The sequence below is a fragment of the Corynebacterium sp. NML120713 genome, from assembly GCF_001875735.1.
GTDB lineage: Bacteria > Actinomycetota > Actinomycetes > Mycobacteriales > Mycobacteriaceae > Corynebacterium > Corynebacterium pseudogenitalium.
In genome coordinates this window covers 108858-125010 of sequence record NZ_MLCR01000006.1, presented here as the reverse complement: position 1 = coordinate 125010, position 16153 = coordinate 108858, and the positions used below count along the sequence as shown (strand labels likewise).

General features: G+C 62.6%; 18 protein-coding genes. 16 read left to right on the top strand and 2 right to left on the bottom strand.

Annotated elements, in window-relative coordinates; genetic code table 11:
* The first annotated feature begins 113 nt into the window (after nucleotides 1-113).
* The 3 genes from BJP06_RS02960 to BJP06_RS02950 are packed head-to-tail and all read left to right on the top strand — an operon-like array spanning nucleotide 114 to nucleotide 2098.
* Entirely contained in the window at nucleotides 114-449 is a 336-nt protein-coding gene (locus tag BJP06_RS02960) for a hypothetical protein (RefSeq protein WP_070975820.1), read from the top strand.
* Complete coding sequence (locus BJP06_RS02955) at nucleotides 443-1792, top strand: hypothetical protein (RefSeq protein ID WP_071572763.1); 1350 nt, start codon at nucleotides 443-445, stop codon at nucleotides 1790-1792. Before BJP06_RS02960 ends, BJP06_RS02955 begins: the two co-directional genes overlap by 7 nt.
* Entirely contained in the window at nucleotides 1793-2098 is a 306-nt protein-coding gene (locus tag BJP06_RS02950) for a hypothetical protein (protein WP_070363048.1), read from the top strand.
* Here the strand turns inward: BJP06_RS02950 and BJP06_RS02945 are convergent.
* On the bottom strand, nucleotides 2087-2941 hold the full coding sequence (locus BJP06_RS02945; RefSeq protein ID WP_071572762.1) for a dienelactone hydrolase family protein: 855 nt from the start codon (nucleotides 2939-2941) through the stop codon (nucleotides 2087-2089). The genes BJP06_RS02950 and BJP06_RS02945 overlap by 12 nt on opposite strands.
* Nucleotides 2942-3069: 128 nt before the next feature.
* On the opposite strand from BJP06_RS02945, the gene BJP06_RS02940 reads away from it, so the two are divergent.
* From BJP06_RS02940 to BJP06_RS02895, 10 genes are all read left to right on the top strand, one after another.
* Nucleotides 3070-3729 carry a GAP family protein gene (locus BJP06_RS02940; RefSeq protein WP_071572761.1) on the top strand — a complete coding sequence of 220 codons (660 nt, stop codon included), beginning with the start codon at nucleotides 3070-3072 and terminating at the stop codon, nucleotides 3727-3729.
* A 20-nt stretch (nucleotides 3730-3749) separates the two neighbouring features.
* Nucleotides 3750-5297, top strand: a complete 1548-nt coding sequence (gene alr, locus BJP06_RS02935) for an alanine racemase (RefSeq protein WP_083433170.1) — start codon at nucleotides 3750-3752, stop codon at nucleotides 5295-5297.
* 20 nt (nucleotides 5298-5317) lie between these two features.
* Nucleotides 5318-5818 carry a hypothetical protein gene (locus BJP06_RS02930; protein WP_070363044.1) on the top strand — a complete coding sequence of 167 codons (501 nt, stop codon included), beginning with the start codon at nucleotides 5318-5320 and terminating at the stop codon, nucleotides 5816-5818.
* Entirely contained in the window at nucleotides 5818-6486 is a 669-nt protein-coding gene (gene tsaB / locus BJP06_RS02925; RefSeq protein WP_071572759.1) for a tRNA (adenosine(37)-N6)-threonylcarbamoyltransferase complex dimerization subunit type 1 TsaB, read from the top strand. Before BJP06_RS02930 ends, tsaB begins: the two co-directional genes overlap by 1 nt.
* Nucleotides 6483-6956 carry a ribosomal protein S18-alanine N-acetyltransferase gene (rimI, locus tag BJP06_RS02920; protein ID WP_070477599.1) on the top strand — a complete coding sequence of 158 codons (474 nt, stop codon included), beginning with the start codon at nucleotides 6483-6485 and terminating at the stop codon, nucleotides 6954-6956. The genes tsaB and rimI overlap by 4 nt, the downstream gene beginning before the upstream one ends.
* Nucleotides 6953-8005 carry a tRNA (adenosine(37)-N6)-threonylcarbamoyltransferase complex transferase subunit TsaD gene (gene tsaD / locus BJP06_RS02915; RefSeq protein WP_071572758.1) on the top strand — a complete coding sequence of 351 codons (1053 nt, stop codon included), beginning with the start codon at nucleotides 6953-6955 and terminating at the stop codon, nucleotides 8003-8005. The genes rimI and tsaD overlap by 4 nt, the downstream gene beginning before the upstream one ends.
* A 165-nt stretch (nucleotides 8006-8170) precedes the next feature.
* On the top strand, nucleotides 8171-8470 hold the full coding sequence (gene groES, locus BJP06_RS02910; protein WP_070363040.1) for a co-chaperone GroES: 300 nt from the start codon (nucleotides 8171-8173) through the stop codon (nucleotides 8468-8470).
* 21 nt (nucleotides 8471-8491) lie between these two features.
* Nucleotides 8492-10102 carry a chaperonin GroEL gene (groL, locus tag BJP06_RS02905; RefSeq protein ID WP_070477601.1) on the top strand — a complete coding sequence of 537 codons (1611 nt, stop codon included), beginning with the start codon at nucleotides 8492-8494 and terminating at the stop codon, nucleotides 10100-10102.
* A gap of 136 nt (nucleotides 10103-10238) precedes the next feature.
* Nucleotides 10239-10823 (top strand): RNA polymerase sigma factor ShbA, encoded by a 585-nt coding sequence (gene shbA, locus BJP06_RS02900; RefSeq protein ID WP_070477602.1) that lies wholly within the window; start codon nucleotides 10239-10241, stop codon nucleotides 10821-10823.
* A complete protein-coding gene (locus BJP06_RS02895) occupies nucleotides 10820-11578 on the top strand; it encodes a hypothetical protein (protein WP_071572757.1) in 759 nt (252 codons plus the stop codon). Before shbA ends, BJP06_RS02895 begins: the two co-directional genes overlap by 4 nt.
* On the opposite strand, the gene BJP06_RS02890 is transcribed toward BJP06_RS02895, so the two are convergent.
* Nucleotides 11575-11997: a DUF5319 domain-containing protein gene (locus tag BJP06_RS02890; RefSeq protein WP_070363036.1), complete on the bottom strand. Its 423-nt coding sequence runs from the start codon at nucleotides 11995-11997 to the stop codon at nucleotides 11575-11577. The two genes, BJP06_RS02895 and BJP06_RS02890, sit on opposite strands and share 4 nt — an antisense overlap.
* 104 nt (nucleotides 11998-12101) lie before the next feature.
* Between BJP06_RS02890 and guaB the strand changes: the two genes are divergently transcribed.
* From guaB to BJP06_RS02875, 3 genes are read left to right on the top strand one after another with little or no spacing between them, the layout of a single operon-like run.
* Entirely contained in the window at nucleotides 12102-13625 is a 1524-nt protein-coding gene (gene guaB / locus BJP06_RS02885) for an IMP dehydrogenase (protein WP_071572756.1), read from the top strand.
* 36 nt (nucleotides 13626-13661) lie between these two features.
* The gene (locus BJP06_RS02880; protein WP_070363034.1) at nucleotides 13662-14816 is read left to right on the top strand and encodes a GuaB3 family IMP dehydrogenase-related protein; all 1155 of its coding nucleotides are present in this window, start codon (nucleotides 13662-13664) and stop codon (nucleotides 14814-14816) included.
* A 24-nt stretch (nucleotides 14817-14840) separates the two neighbouring features.
* Nucleotides 14841-16133, top strand: coding sequence for a PAS domain-containing protein (locus BJP06_RS02875; RefSeq protein ID WP_070477610.1), 1293 nt, complete (start codon nucleotides 14841-14843; stop codon nucleotides 16131-16133).
* Nucleotides 16134-16153: the final 20 nt, after the last annotated feature.

Genomic DNA, 16153 nt, shown 5'->3' with positions numbered 1-16153 from the left:
GTAAGAAATTTGGCCTCGCGGGGAACCGCGGGGCCGTTGGGGGAGTCTAACTAAGAGAAGTAGTTAGAACTGTCGGTGGTGAGCCGACGTGGATTTTGGGGGAAATTTTGAACATGGTGAACACGGTAAACACTGTGCACAACAAGGGCGTCAGCCTCAACGTTGACGCGGTGCGGTCATATTTTGCCGACGCCATCTCCGCCTACGAAGACACCGCCACGGACTTTGCCCGCCAGCAACCAGACCTGGGTGCGGACGACTTCGGTGCCGGTTTTGCCTTGCAGGGCCAGCGCATCACGGCGGCGGTGCAGGCGGTCTATGCGGACTCGCTCCGGTTGTTGCAGGAGCGAACGCAGCAGTGGGAGGGGATTCGCAGCCTTGCACAGGAGGTCCGCGACGCTGACGAGGACGCCACCGATGGCATTTCGGGGGTGGGTTCCGCATGGTAACCAGCGACGTTGTCGAACAAGGGGTGCAGCGCTTCTCTCAGTCAGTTGCGACGACCCCAGCCCTGGAGGGGCCTGAGCGCGACCAATTGCAGGCACTAGCGAAGGAAGTCATTCGGGAGCTGCAGGCCACCCGCTGCCAGGACCTACGCGGCTTCCACCAGGTCGGTGTCTCGCTGTCACAGTTCAATTGTGACGCCGTGGGCTACAGGTTTTCGTTGAAGGCGCCTTGCCAGGATACGTCGGGCAGTAAAGAGTGGTTTGAGCAGATCGGTGTGGGGCCGCGGGAGCGGTGCTCGGCAGATTCGGAGGCACAGCACTTTACACGCCTAAATGAGCTGGGAAGCTCGATTACCTCGTGCTGCAGCGCTATAGATGACGTCAAGAAGACGTCCAACCTGGCGGTGGAACAGTTCGTGGTCCTTGCGCACTCGCACCTTGAGATACTTGCGAAGCTTGGAATCGCCACCCTGATTCGCCCGTTGGTGCAGGTCGTAATTGATGCGATGCGGCAGGCGAGCCAGACAGCGAAAGAATGCAACGTGGCTGTCGCTGAGTGCCTAGATGCGATCGCGGTGTGCGTGGAGGAAGCACAACAGCCTTGCAGTCAGGCGCCCGGCGGAAAGCCAGCTGGAAGTGCGCCTGCTGCGGCGCCAGCGACGGCTGCGCACGCAGCCGGAAGCACCTCGACCGCCAGCGCGAGCGTTGCCGCGCCGCCTTCCGCCCCAGCACCAGCACCAGTGCCTGCCCCTGCTCCTGTGCCGCCGACACCGCCGCAGCCGTGCGAGCGCCTTGTTTCTCTGGAGAGCGTCGGCACGCAGTCCGCGTCAGCGGCACTGGCAGGTGCGGCAGGGATCAACGTGGCCTTTAACTTCGACGTCGATGTGCATGTTAACGCGTCCATCGAGGCCGTGACACGCGACGCAGCGGCGTTGTTCGCACCGGTACAGGAGCAGTGCGACGCTGCGCAGGCGTTCACGGGCGCGTTTGCACAAACGGGCGCAGCCGTCGTCATTGAAAGCATCAACGTCTTTGCAGCAAATATCGACGCGGCCTGGCAGTGCGCGACGGAGGCTGTGGAGGTGCCGTGTGACGTCGCGGAACCAACACCACCGGCACCCGAGCCCGCTCCTGCGCCGGAGCCTGCACCGGCAGTCGACGAAAACGGTGTGTTCGTGCCACCTGAGCAACTCGGCGAGGTGGAGCAGCCACCAGTGCCGGCCGAAAAGCAAGCGATGACGGCACCAGCGGCAGCAGAGACGTCATCAGAACAACACGCTGAGCAGCAGCCAGTCGATACAGACCCGGCTGATGCTTGGGGCGTCAAGAAATTGGGGGAATGGTAAATGGATTTTTCAAGGTTTGCAGCAGAGTACCGTCAGCGCACGGCGATGCGGATGGAGAACTTTGAAAAGATGATCGCTGAGCACCATCGCCAAATGGAGATGATGCTTACCGAGCAGCGAAGGGCCGCCGCGCTTGGCTACAAACGCCAACCTGTTGTCATTCCACAGGGCGGCGAGCGGTTGTTCCCATTTCGCCGCCCGCCGCAGGGCGGAATCGCGTCGATCCGTACCGAGGCACGCCCCAACGCCCCGGAGGCACAGGGGGAGATGAAGCGTGCTGGTCAGCCCGGCACGTTAGAAGAATGAGAAGAGGCTGTCGTCCTTGGTGAGGCCCGCCAGCTCAGCGAGGTCCTCACCGGTATAGGACGTGACGTTCTTTCCTTCGGCGTCCGGCTCGGAGTAGGAGGAGTACTTCTTCTCCCCGGCTAGCTGGTGCAGGAGGAACCCGGTGAGTAGGCCGCGCACTGTGGTCTGCAGGGAGGCGCTCGACTTGCCCAGGCCGAGCAGACGCTTGGTTAGCGTGTCCTCCGAGAAGCTCTGTTGCTCGCCTTTCTTGACGCTGCGGTAGGCCACCTCGCCTGCCCAGTTGTATGCGAGCTTGGCGGGGTTGCCTGGATCGAAGAGCGAGTCACCGTCCTCGCCGGGGCCGATGATGAGCCCTGGGCGAAGCGCGCGGCGAGCCGCCTCTACTGCGGAGGGCGCCACGTTCGCTGGATAAATTGCGGCGACTGCCTGCACCTTCGGGTTTTCTACCGCGGTGAGTACGGCAGCGCCGCCGCCCATGCCGTGGCCAACGACGCCGAGGCGCTGTGGGTGGATGCTAATCTTGCCGTTCCCGAGGCGCACCCCAGTCAGGATTTGCAGGGCGGTTTCTAAATCGGCGGCGAAGCCAGCGTGGTCGGGGCGCCACCCCTTTTCAGTATCTGGCGCGGCGACCGCAATGCCCCAACTGGCCAGGTGGCGAAGTGTGCCGTGGTAGTCGTCGACGCTCTGGCGCCAGTCGTGGCCGAAGGCGACGCCAGGGAGGTTCTTGCCCTCTGCAGGCGTGTACACCTTGCCCGGCAACCCGGTGTACCCGAGATCGCCCTCTAGCACCTTGTGTGGGCCTCGTTTGGACAGTTCAGCTAACTTCTTCAATTTCGCAGACACGCAACCTACCCTACTTGAATTCTGCAGTACTGAAATAGCGCTTCAGCGTTTTTGTGGTTTAGGGTTAGGGGCCAGATCGAGACAGGGCCGAGATTCAGCCTGATGGAGCCGCGCGGAAGGAGCAAGACATGCTTGGAGCGTTGTCCTTTGCGTTTATTGATTCCATCAACGTGCTGTTGATCGGGGTTATCGTGGCAGTCGGGGTGGTTGCCTCCCAAGCGAAACGGCAGTATGCGAAGATCACGGCGCTGCTCATTGCTGGCGACTGGCTTGGGGTGGCGAGTCTCGCGGCGGTGATGTTGTTCGTATTCGATGGCCTCGGTCCGGTGGTGCAAACGTTTGTCGAGGGGCCCATTTTCGGGTGGCTCCTCATCGCTACTGGTCTCCTGACCGCGGTGCTGGCGCTGCGTGGGGGAGATAACCACGCGTTGATTGAACGGGTGATGCGCCCGCTGCGAGCACCCAATGCGCTGACGGTGCTGACGGGGTTTGTGCTGGGGATCGTCCAATCGGCGACGTCGGTGCCGTTCTTTGGTGGCCTTGCGGTGCTGTCTGCGACGGGCATCGATACGACGACGAAGTACAGCTTCCTGGTGCTCTACGCGACGGTCGCGCTGTCCCTACCCACGCTGTGCGCCCTGCTGGTCGGTTGGGTACGGGCGAAGCCGGACTCGGTTGCTGGACGAGGTTTCGCGTGGGCGCGCTCACACCCGGATACGGTTGGTTTGACCGCGACGTGGGTGGTATCGCTGCTGCTAGGTGTAGTCGGCGTGGCGCATTTGCTGTGATCGTTGTTCAATAGATGCCCATGAACGCTTTAAAACTTCGCATTGACCTGGCGGCGATTGCCCACAACACGAGGCAGATGCGCCGTCAGGCTGGTGGCGCGCGTTTGATGTGCGTGGTGAAGGCGGATGCCTATAACCACGGCGCGGCGAAGTGCGTCCCCATCATGGAGGCGAACGGTGCGGATGCGTTCGGCTGCGCGACGATCGCGGAGGCGGCTAGTGTGGCGAAGCTGACGTCGAAACCCGTGATGGCGTGGCTGTGGGCTCCGGGGGAGGAGCTGGTGGAGGGCATCGAGATGGGTGTGCCGAGTCTTGCGCACCTGCGCGCGCTTATTGACGCCCCCTTCGTACCCACCGTGCATCTGATGATCGACACGGGGATGAACCGCTCGGGCGTAGATGAGGAACAGTGGCCGGAGCTGTTCGCGATGGCCGCCGAGGCGCAACAGGCCGGTCAGATCCGTGTGGCCGGGCTGATGAGCCATTTTGCGTGCGCGGATAACCCAGCGGACCCGTACACGGACCGGCAGCTGGCGACGTTCCGTGAAGCGCTCAACCAGGCGCACGAGGCGGGGCTAGAGGACCTGGTGAACCACGTGGCGAACTCGCCGGCGACGTGGACGAGGGACGACGCCCGCTTTGAACAGATCCGTCCCGGGATTGGCCTGTACGGGTTGGAAGCAATCGACGGCACCGACAACGGGCTGCGACCTGCGATGAGCTGGGTTGCAACAGTGACCGCGGTCAAACCAATCCAGGCGGGGGAGCCGGTGAGCTATTCGGGAACGTGGACTGCGCCCGAGGACGGGTTTACCGCCGTGGTGCCCGCCGGCTACGCGGACGGTGTGATGCGCATTTGGCAGGACCGGATGGACGTCACCATCAACGGGGCGCGCTACCCCCAAGTGGGTCGGGTGTGCATGGATCAGATTGTGGTGTGGCTGGGCGCAAACGAAGCCGGTGTCGCGCCGGGCGATGAAGCGGTACTTTTTGGCGCCGGCGGCGTGAGTGCGGACGAGTTCGCGCTGCGGGCGAACACCATTCACTACGAGGTGCTGTGTGCACCGAAAGGACGGACAGTGCGGGAGTACGGCGGCAGGCGTGTCTGCGAGACGCGCGAGGAAACGCAAGCGTTGGGGCGTGAGCTGGGGGAGACCTTGCGCGCCGGGGACGTGGTGATTCTCGACGGCCCGCTCGGCGCCGGGAAAACCACGCTGACGCAGGGCATTGCCGAAGGGATGCAGGTCAAGGGGCGTGTGACGAGCCCAACCTTCACCATCGCCAGGGAACACCGCGCGAAGGAGGCGGAGGGGGCGTCGTTAATTCATGTCGATGCCTACCGCCTGTTGGGGGAGGGCAGCTCTGGCGACCCGCTGGGTGAGCTCGACGCGCTGGACCTCGAGTCGGAACTGGACCGCAGCGTCGTGGTGGCAGAGTGGGGCGGTGATCTTGCAGGTCACATCGCAAACGAGTACCTCTTGGTCAGGATTGATCGCACCACGCTCGTGGAGCAAGACGAAGACAGTGAGGGCCGCATCATTACATGGCGGTGGGTGCACGCAGAATAGGAAGATGTAGGCTGTAGGCCATGCTGAAGCTGAACAATACTAGCCGTGGTTGGGTCGCTATTGCGTGTGCACTGTGGGTGATTGTGCTCGTTGCTCTCATTTTCATCCCACTGACCAAGCCGTCCCCAATGGCGGCTGCGACGCCAACGAATTCTCTTTCCCGCTCCCTTGAAGAGGTCAAGCCTGGTGGTGAAGCCGTTGCGGGCCAGCTCATCGACCTGACTCGCGTCTACGACAAGGACTACATCGGGTTCACCACGCTGTGCCCGAACGAGCCGGACCAGCTGCTGCTGAGCAAGCTGCAGGCGCTGAACCTTGACCAGGACCGCTTCGATTTCTCCGGCGACTGGGGTTACATGCTGCTGTTCGACGAGGACCAGAACGCGGAGATCGACCTGGACAAGGTGGAGCTTTCCAAGGTGAACATCTGCTCCATCCCGCAGTCGGAGATGTTCCCAATGAATACGCCGCTGCCGTTCCACAAGGACGGTAACGGCTGGGTCATGGGAGTAGCGGCGTAATGCTGACGCTGGCGCTCGATACAGCCACGCACGACCTCGTTGTCGGCGTGGGCGAGCAACAGTCGCGCCGCGTGGATGCACAGCGGGTAATCAGAACCCGCTCGCATAACGAACTTTTGGTCCCCACTGTCAACGAACTACTGGCGGAAGCGGGCTGCACCTACGGTGCGCTCGAAGCCGTCGTTGTTGGCGTGGGGCCTGGCCCGTTTACGGGGCTTCGCGTAGGCATGGCCACCGCGTCCGCCTTCGGGCAGGCGCTGGGTGTGCCGGTGTACGGGGTCTGCACCCACGACGCCATCGCCGCGGAAGCCGGGGACACCACCGGGAAAAGCGTGCTAGTGGTCACTGATGCGCGCCGCCGCGAGGTGTACTGGAGCCTCTACCGTGACGGACAGCGCGTCGACGGCCCACACGTCAGCGCAGCCAGCGCGATCGACGTTGAGGGTGACGCCGTTGACATGCTCGTCGTCCCGGACGCGCTGCGTGAGACTGTGACGGTCGCGGCTGGTGAGGTACACGATCTCGCGCCGGGGGTGCGCGGTCTGCTGGCTGCGTGCGATCCATCGGATACGCCGGAGCCACTCACACCGCTGTACTTGCGCCGCCCGGACGCAGTCCCGCCGAAGCCGCGCCCGCGCTCTGCTGCGCTGCCGGACATCAAACTGTGAATATCCGGGAGCTCACACCCAGCGACGCTGACGCAGTCGCAGCGTTGGAGGCGGTGCTGTTCGCTGGCGAGACCCCGTGGTCGCGGGAGGTGCTGCTGACGCAGTTCGCGCAGCCGTACACGTTTTACATCGGTGCTTTCGACGACAAGGGCGCACTGCTGGGGTATGCGGGCCTTGCGATGCTGGGGCCGCGCAACGACCCGGAGTTCGAAATTCACACCATCGGCGTCGCGCCCGAGGTGCAGCGCCGCGGGGTGGGCAGGGAGCTGATGGACCAGCTCGTCCACACCGCCGACCTTCTCGACGGCCCGATGTTCCTCGAGGTGCGCACCGACAACTCCGCGGCGCTTGGCATGTACGAGCGCTACGGCTTTTCCGTGGTTGGCACCCGAAAGAATTACTATCAACCTTCTGGCGCGGACGCGTTTTCCATGATGCGTCCGCGGAAGATCGAAAGGGAGCAGGCATGATTGTTGCCGGGATTGAGTCCTCATGCGACGAGACGGCCGTTGGCATTGTCGACGTCCACTCCGACGGCACCATGGAGATCCTTGCGAACCAGGTGGCGTCTTCGATGGAGCAGCACGCACGCTTTGGTGGCGTGGTGCCCGAGATCGCGTCGCGTGCCCACCTTGAGGTGATGCCGCAAGTGATGGCCGCGGCACTGGAAGAGGCCGGTATCGATGCCCCGGACGTGGTTGCGGCGACGATCGGGCCTGGTCTTGCCGGTGCGCTGCTGGTCGGCGCGTCCGCTGCGAAGGCCTACGCGGCGGCGTGGGGTGTGCCGTTTTACGCCGTGAACCACTTGGGTGGGCACGTGGCGGTGGCGAACCTGGAGGGCCAGGAGCGGCTTCCGCACTCGGTGGCCTTGCTTGTTTCTGGCGGGCATACGCAGTTGTTGGAGGTTGAGGCCGTCGGCAAGCCGATGCGCGAGCTGGGCTCCACTCTTGACGACGCCGCCGGCGAGGCCTACGACAAGGTCTCTCGCCTACTTGGGCTTGGTTACCCCGGCGGCCCGGTGATCGACCGCCTGGCTGCGAAGGGTAACCCGGATGCGATCCCGTTCCCGCGCGCGCTGAGCAGGGCCGACGATTTGCGGGGCGAGCACCGCTTCGACTTCTCGTTCTCCGGCTTGAAGACTGCCGTGGCGCGTTACGTGGAAAAGGCTGAGCGTGAAGGCTGGGTGGTCAACGTGGAGGACGTGTGTGCGTCGTTCCAAGAGGCGGTGTGCGACGTGCTCGTCCGCAAGGCGATGTTGGCGCTGGAGGAGACCGGCGCGAAAACGCTCCTGCTTGGCGGCGGCGTGGCGGCGAACAGTCGCCTGCGCGCTCTTGCACAGGAGCGTTGCGAGAAGGCCGGGGCGGAGTTGCGCGTGCCGCGCTTCGGGCTGTGCACCGACAACGGTGTGATGATCGCAGCGCTGGCCGGCCAACTCATCCACGAGGGGGCGCAGCCTTCGGTGCTGTCCGTGGCGACGGATACGTCGCTGGAAGTGGAGATTCCGCTCGTTCACCAGTAACTATTGGTGAGAGCCGTCACAATGTTGAGTGTTAGCACTCGCAGGGGTAGAGTGCTAACAAGGTTGTTGAGAGCGCAGTTGTACACCCGCGACGACGGCTGGGCCTTCGAATAACCACACACTACTGAACTGATAGATACAACATTGAAGGAAGGCGTTCAGATCATGGCAAACGTCAACATCAAGCCACTGGAAGACAAGGTTCTGGTACAGATCGCTGAGGCGGAGACCACGACGGCATCCGGCCTGGTTATCCCTGATTCCGCTGCTGAGAAGCCGCAGGAGGCAGTTGTTATTGCTGTTGGTCCTGGCCGCTTGGATGAGCAGGGCAAGCGCATTGCTGTCGACGTCAACGAGGGCGACACCGTGATCTTCTCCAAGTACGGCGGCACCGAGCTGAAGTACAACGGTGAGGAGTACCTGCTGCTTTCCGCTCGCGACCTGCTGGCCGTCGTCGAAAAGTAATTGAAGGGGGCGTAGCCACCAATGGCAAAACTTATTGCTTTTCATCAGGAGGCCCGCGAAGGCATCAAGAAGGGTGTTGACACCCTGGCGGATACCGTCAAGGTCACCCTTGGCCCGCGCGGCCGCAACGTGGTGCTTTCGAAGTCGTGGGGTGGCCCGACCGTCACGAACGACGGTGTGACGATCGCCCGCGACATCGACCTCGAGGAGCCGTTCGAGAACCTCGGTGCGCAGCTGGTGAAGTCCGTCGCAGTGAAGACGAACGACATCGCCGGTGACGGCACCACGACCGCGACGCTGCTCGCGCAAGCGCTGGTCACGGAGGGGCTGCGCAACGTGGCGGCTGGCGCGAACCCGATCCAGCTCAACAAAGGGATCCAGGCTGCGGCAGAGAAAGTTATCGAGGAGCTGAAGTCGCGCGCGACGGAGGTTTCTTCCTCCGCCGAGATCGCCAACGTCGCCACCGTTTCCTCCCGTGACCCTGAGGTCGGCGAGATGGTTGCCGGTGCGATGGACAAGGTCGGTAAGGACGGCGTCGTCACCGTCGAAGAGTCCCAGACGATCGACTCGTTCGTCGACGTCACTGAGGGCGTGTCCTTCGACAAGGGCTTCCTGTCGCCGTACTTTATGACGGACCCCGACGCCGGCCAGGCGGTGCTGGAAAATGCCCGCGTGCTGCTGGTCCGCAACAAGATTTCTTCGCTGCCGGACTTTCTGCCTCTGCTGGAAAAGGTTGCGGAGGCTTCCGTCCCGCTGCTGATCATCGCCGAGGATGTCGACGGTGAGCCGCTGCAGACACTCGTGGTGAATACGCTGCGTAAGTCCCTGAAGGTTGTCGCTGTGAAGTCGCCGTACTTCGGCGAGCGTCGTAAGGCGTTCATGGACGATCTGGCTGTGGTGACCAACGCGACCGTCATCGACCCTGAGGTCGGCATGGCGCTCAAGGACGCCACGCTGGACGACCTCGGCTCGGTGCGCCGCGTCACCGTGACCAAGGACGATACCGTGCTTGTCGACGGCGCCGGTTCCGCTGAGGACGTCGAGGAGCGTCGCAACCAGATCCGCCGCGACATCGAGGCGACGGACTCCACCTGGGACAAGGAGAAGATGGAGGAGCGCCTGGCGAAGCTGTCGGGTGGCGTCGCCGTCATCCGCGTCGGTGCCGCGACTGAGACCGAGGTCAACGAGCGCAAGCTGCGCGTCGAGGACGCCATCAACGCTGCCCGCGCGGCAGTCGAAGAGGGCATCATCGCCGGTGGCGGTTCCGCACTGGTCCAGATCGCACGCGACCTGGAGGAATACGCGGAGACCTTCGAGGGCGAGCAGAAGACTGGCGTGTTGGCGGTTGCCCGCGCGCTGGTGAAGCCGGCGTTCTGGATTGCGGACAACGCTGGGCTGGACGGCTCAGTTGTTGTGTCGAAGATCGCAGACATGGCGAACGACGAAGGCTTCAACGCCGCAACGATGGAGTACGGCAACCTGGTTGAGCAGGGCATCATTGACCCTGTGAAGGTGACACACTCCGCTGTTGTCAACGCTTGCTCGGTAGCCCGCATGGTGCTGACCACGGAGGTTTCTGTGGTGAACAAGCCGGAAGAAGTTGAGGAACACGCACACGGTCACGCGCACTAATTAGTGTTTGTGACGAGGGGAGCCCGGACGGATACATGCCGTTCGGGCTTTTGCGTGCCTGATGGGTCAGGCTTTGGGAATGGCATGCTCGGCGCTGTACCCTTAGGCGATACTGGAAAGGAGTCGGGCGTCGCGTATGAGCGGTATAGATACTGATGACGTGAATGCGCAGCTTGCGCAACTGCTGCCTGCTGCACAGTCCGGTGATGATCGGGCGACGCAGCGCGTCGTGGCGCTCATTTATCCATTTGTGCTGCGCTACGCCCGCGCCCGCATTGGCGGTGGGCGCACCCCGACCCCGGAAGACGTCACTCAGGACGTGTGCTTTGCGGTAGTCAAGGCGCTCAGTACCTATAAGGACCAGGGCAAGCCATTCATGGCATTCGTGTACGGGATTGCATTTAATAAGGTGACGGATGCGCACCGCAGCTATGCGCGAGACCGAATGCTGCCCACCGAAGATATCCCCGATGGGGTATCGCAAGAGGCGGATCCAGAGGGATATGCGCTGGATGTCGACGCGAGTAACAAAATGCGCGAGCTGCTCGATGTACTCAATGAGAAAGCGCGAAATATCATTATTCTTCGCGTATTTGTTGGCCTTTCGGCGGAAGAAACAGCAGAGATTGTTGGCGGGACAGCTGGGTCGGTTCGTGTCTCACAGCACCGTGCCCTGGCTCGCCTGCGTGAGGCCCTTGAAGAAGAGGAGTCTGCGAAATGACACGTGATGCTCACCGTATCCCGCAGTTTGATGAGCTGTTGGCGGATGACGCCCTGTTGACCAAAGCGTCACGTGGAGAGGACCCTAGCGACGGCACCGATCCGCTTTTGGGCCTGATGGGTGCGCTGCGCGAGGACGTCGAGCGTCCGATGCCGGAGCCGCCATACATAGCGCCCGTGGCGGCGCCTGCGCGCAAGCAGATGAACCCGTGGCTCAGTGGGCTTGTGGGCGCGGCAGCAGCCACCGCAATCGTTGCTGGAAGTGGGGCAGTGTTGTACAACGCGACTCCTGATTCCCCTCTGTGGCCAGTAGCCTCAACCGTGTTTGGGGAGCGTGCGTCGGTCATGGAGCTTGCGAGCACGCTCGACGAGATGGAAGTAGCCAGCGATGAGGGTAACGGCGACGCTGTGCGTGCCCTGGTGCTGCAGGCCAAGGCGTTGCTTGACTCCATGGATGCGAAGAAGACGCAAGGGTCTGAGCCCACGGTGGCGTCGACAATCCCTGAGGTGACGGTGACGCGCACCGTGACTGTGACGGTGACACCTGAGCCGCGCGAACCGGTGACGGTGACGCAGGTGGTCACGGAGCAGCCTGCCGTCGAGCAGCATTCCTCCGCGCAGCCGACAGTGAGTGCGGAACCGAGCGGTGCGCACGTGCCGGCTACTACAGGCAAGGACGCCGCGCCGGAATCGCCAGTGGCGACGACCTCCCCCAAGCCGGTTGAGCCCCCGGCGTCAGCCTCGCCGCAGCACTAGCGCCCGGCGGACTCGATGCCGTCCATGTACCCCAGCGCGTAATCCCACGTGACATAGGCGTTGACGTCCGGGTTAGCGCTTGGTTCGTGGACGGGCGGCAGCGCGTTGTTGAGCGTGGAGATCATGTTTTGCTCCATGATGTCCCAGTCGTAGTAGTGCGTCTGCTCGCAGTCTTCACACATGAAGAAGATCCCGAGGATGCCGCGGGGGCGCAGGATACGTTGTGCGTCGCGGACGTGGGCGAGGTCGTGAATGATCGCCTGCCGCTCCTCGCTGCTTAAGGGCTCCGGCTGTTCGTCGTCCTCGATGAACGATGCCGGGTCGTTCGGGTCGTTTGCGAACGGGTCGAGTGGCATCATGTCGTCGTAATTCACACCGATCAGCCTATTGTGTGGGGAGTAGCAAGGCCAATTAGCCATGTGCGTTGGGATTTTTCGACGCCGCTGTGTGTCGTGTCGCGCGACGTTATATCATGGCTGAAAACCAATGTCGGGTACACCGCGCGCGGAAGGAGAAGTTGTCAATGGCAAACGAGCGAGTTCTTACAGGTGGGGATGACCCGCACAAGGTTGCACTGCGGGGCTTGACCTTTGATGATGTGCTGCTGCTGCCAGCCGAGTCTCACATTGTGCCGGCCGAAGTGAGCACGAGCTCGCAGTTCAGCCGCAACATCAAGCTGGGTATCCCGATCGCATCGGCTGCGATGGATACGGTCACGGAGTCGCGGATGGCGATCGCGATGGCGCGCCAGGGTGGCATTGGCGTGCTCCACCGTAACCTGAGCGCTCAGGACCAGGCGGAGCAGGTTGACATCGTAAAGCGTTCTGAGTCCGGCATGGTCACCAACCCGGTGACCGCCACACCAGACATGACGATTCGTGACGTCGACGCGCTGTGCGGCCGCTTCCACATCTCGGGCCTGCCGGTGATCGACGCCGACGAGCGCCTGGTGGGCATCATCACCAACCGCGATATGCGCTTCGAGCCGGACTACGACCGCAAGGTCGCAGAGGTGATGACACCGATGCCGCTGGTTGTGGCGGATGAGGGCGTCGATAAGCAGGAGGCACTTGCGCTGCTGTCGGCGAACAAGGTGGAGAAGCTGCCGATCGTGGATAAGACAGGCAAGCTGGTTGGCCTGATCACGGTGAAGGACTTCGTGAAGAGCGAGCAGTACCCGAACGCGTCGAAGGACTCGAACGGCCGCCTGCTTGTTGCCGCTGGTATCGGCACTGGTGAAGAGTCCTACGAGCGTGCCGCGCTGCTCGTTGAGGCGGGTGTCGACGCCCTCGTCGTCGACTCTGCGCACGCACATAACAACCGCGTGCTGGAGATGGTGTCCCGTGTGAAGAAGGACTTCGGCGACCGCGTTGACGTCGTCGGCGGCAACCTGGCAACGCGCGAAGCCGCGCAGGCCATGATCGATGCCGGTGCGGACGCGATCAAGGTCGGCATCGGTCCTGGCTCCATTTGCACCACCCGCGTTGTTGCGGGCGTCGGAGCACCACAGATCACGTCCATCCTGGAGGCTTCCGTACCTGCTCACAAGGCCGGAGTACCGATCATCGCAGACGGTGGCATGCAGTTCTCCGGCGACGTTGCTAAGGCCCTCGCCGCTGGCGCATCGACCGTCATGCTCGGCTCCATGCTCGCAGGCACCACTGAGGCACCCGGTGACGTCGTGGTTGTTGGGGGCAAGCAGTACAAGCGCTACCGCGGCATGGGCTCGATGGGCGCGATGCAGGGCCGTGGCCTGACCGGCGAGAAGCGTTCCTTCTCCAAGGACCGCTACTTCCAGGCAGACGTCACCAGCGAGGACAAGCTGGTGCCGGAGGGCGTCGAGGGCCGCGTTCCGTTCCGCGGAGATATCGACGCCATCACCCACCAGATCGTTGGTGGTCTGCGCGCCGCGATGGGCTACACCGGCTCCGCCTCGATTGCAGAACTGCAGACGAAGCAGTTCGTCCAAATCACCACGGCTGGCTTGCGCGAATCGCACCCGCATGACATCACGCAAACGGTTGCAGCGCCGAACTACCACAACTAATCCTTTCTGACTGGCTCCTGAAGGAGAGAACCTGACATGCGTGAATATGTAGAAATTGGCATCGGACGCGAAGCCCGCAAGGCCTACGACCTTGACGATCTGACCCTGGTTCCGACGCGGCGCACCCGCTCGTCGAAGGACGTCAACACGGAGTGGCACATCGACGCCTACTCCTTTGACATGCCGCTCGTATCCCACCCGACCGATGCCCTAGCGAGCCCCGAGTTCGCCATCGAGATGGGTAAGCAGGGTGGACTTGCGGTGCTCAACGCCGAGGGCATCCTGGGCCGCCACGCGAACTTCGAAGAGGCGATCAACGAGGTCTGCGGACAAGCGCCAAATCCCAAGGACCTCGAGCAGGAGAATTACCACGAGATTCCTAGCAAGATTGCCAAGGCTACGGCAACGCTGCAGAAGCTCCATCAGGCGCCAATTAATTTGGACGTGTTGAGTGAGCGCATTGCACAGGTCCGCGCGTCGGGCGCGACCGTCGCTGTGCGCGTGAGCCCGCAAAACGTGCGCGAGCTTGCCCCTGCAGTGATCAAGGCCGGTGCAGAGATCCTGTTCGTGCAGGGTACGTTGATTTCCGCCGAGCACGTGCAGCCCGGTGGCGAACCGCTGAACTTGAAGGAGTTCATCGGCTCCCTCGACGTTCCGGTCATCGCAGGTGGTGTCTTCGACTACACGACGGCCACGCACCTGATGCGTGCTGGCGCTGCCGGCGTGATTGTTGGTTCGGGTCGTTCCTCTTCCGGCCTGGCGCTGGACGTTCCCCTTGCAACTGCGATTGCTGACGTGGCTGCAGCTCGCCGCGACTACTTGGACGAGACCGGTGGCCGTTATGTCCACGTCATCGCTGATTCGGCACCGTCGAACGCCGGAGACATCGCGTTGGCACTCGCCATGGGCGCCGACGCCGTCATGGTAGGCAGTCTGTTCGCGAAGGCGAACGAGGCCGCTGCTGGCGGCGCGTACTGGGAACCGGCGGCTGCGCACCCGCGCTTCCCGCGCGGCGAGGTTGCCAACTGGGAGTTCGGCGATCGTCTTCCGCTGTCTGAGATTTTGTTCGGTCCATCGAGCGATTCGGGCGCTGCCACGAACTTAGTGGGCGGTTTGCGCCGTATTATGGCGAAATGTGGGTACACTGATCTCAAGTCGTTCCAAAAGGTCGACGTGACCGTCCGCCCGTAAACAGATTGACCTAATATATCGAATATGGCCTACGAAGTAGTTATTAAACGAGATGCCCCTGACGGCCCACACCACGAGGTTGATGTCAACCACATCTTCTTCTCGGTGACGGACAGCAAGGGCATTATGACCCATGTCAATGAGGTCTTTATTCACTACGCGCAGTATCCCGAAGTCGAGATGATCGGGAAGCCACACAATCTCATTCGCCATATTGAGATGCCTGGTGGCGCGTTCAAGCTGATGTGGGACGTCATTGAGGACGGCCGACCGTTCGCAGGCTATGTCCGTAACCGCGCAAAGAGCGGCTCTGCGTACGACGTGTTTGCTACCGTGACGCCTCTGCCAAATGGCGACTACCTCTCGGTGCGCACCCGCCCGATGACCGAACTGTTCAAGGTCGTCGGCGACGTGTACCAAGCGGTGAACGACGTTGAGTGGAAGGCGCGCCACGAGGGCGTTGGCCGTCGCCGCCGTGCAGAGCTTGGCTTGGACAAGCTGCAGGAGCTTGTGCCTGATTACGACGCCTTCGTTGCCGAAGCGCTGCCGGCCGAGGTGCTGGCGCGTGAGGAAGCGGGCTTCGACCTTCCAGAGGGCACCGGCGAGGTGTACGAGGCCACTAAGCGCCTCTACCGCGAGCTGGACCGCTTCATGGAAATCCAGTCCTCCATTAAGGAAGCCGCCGAAGAACTGGCAAAGGCCAGCCAGACTTTGGTGGAAGAAAACGCTGTGACCAACAGTGTGAAGGGCGAGATGGAAAACGTCATGGCGGAGGGCGCTGCCCGTACGCTGTTGCTTGCACCGCTGCAGGTGTGGGCAACGATGCGTGGCATCATCGACGAGAACGCGCAGTCACTCAACGAGGTGGCTGGCGAGTTGGCGAAGAAGGCGGCGTCCGCGCGTATGGCGATTGCGCTGGCTCGTCTGCATACTGCGCAGACCGCGATTTTCTCCCTTGAGGCGAACCGCGGCGAGGTGCTCTCTATGCTGTTCGACGCCCTCGAGGTGGACGTGAAGCAGATGGACGACGCAGTCTTCCTGCACTCCTCCCTGGCGAACCGCGTGGACCTGAAGGTGAACTCGATTTCCGAGCTGACCAAGATGCCGCTCGAGATGATTCGTCGCTGGTCCCAGACCACGGCGCAGGAGCCGTTCGGCGAGAACATCGAGCCGCTTGTTGCTCAGGTGCACCGCGCTATCCAGGCTGCTGATAACTCTATCGAGCGCCTGCACGCTTCCTCGCAGAAGCTGGGCTCCGACCCGGCGATTGACGGGGTACACGATGCGCTGGAGAACCTGCGTGCGCTGCTGAAGTAGTCTGTTGTAACGCCGCAACG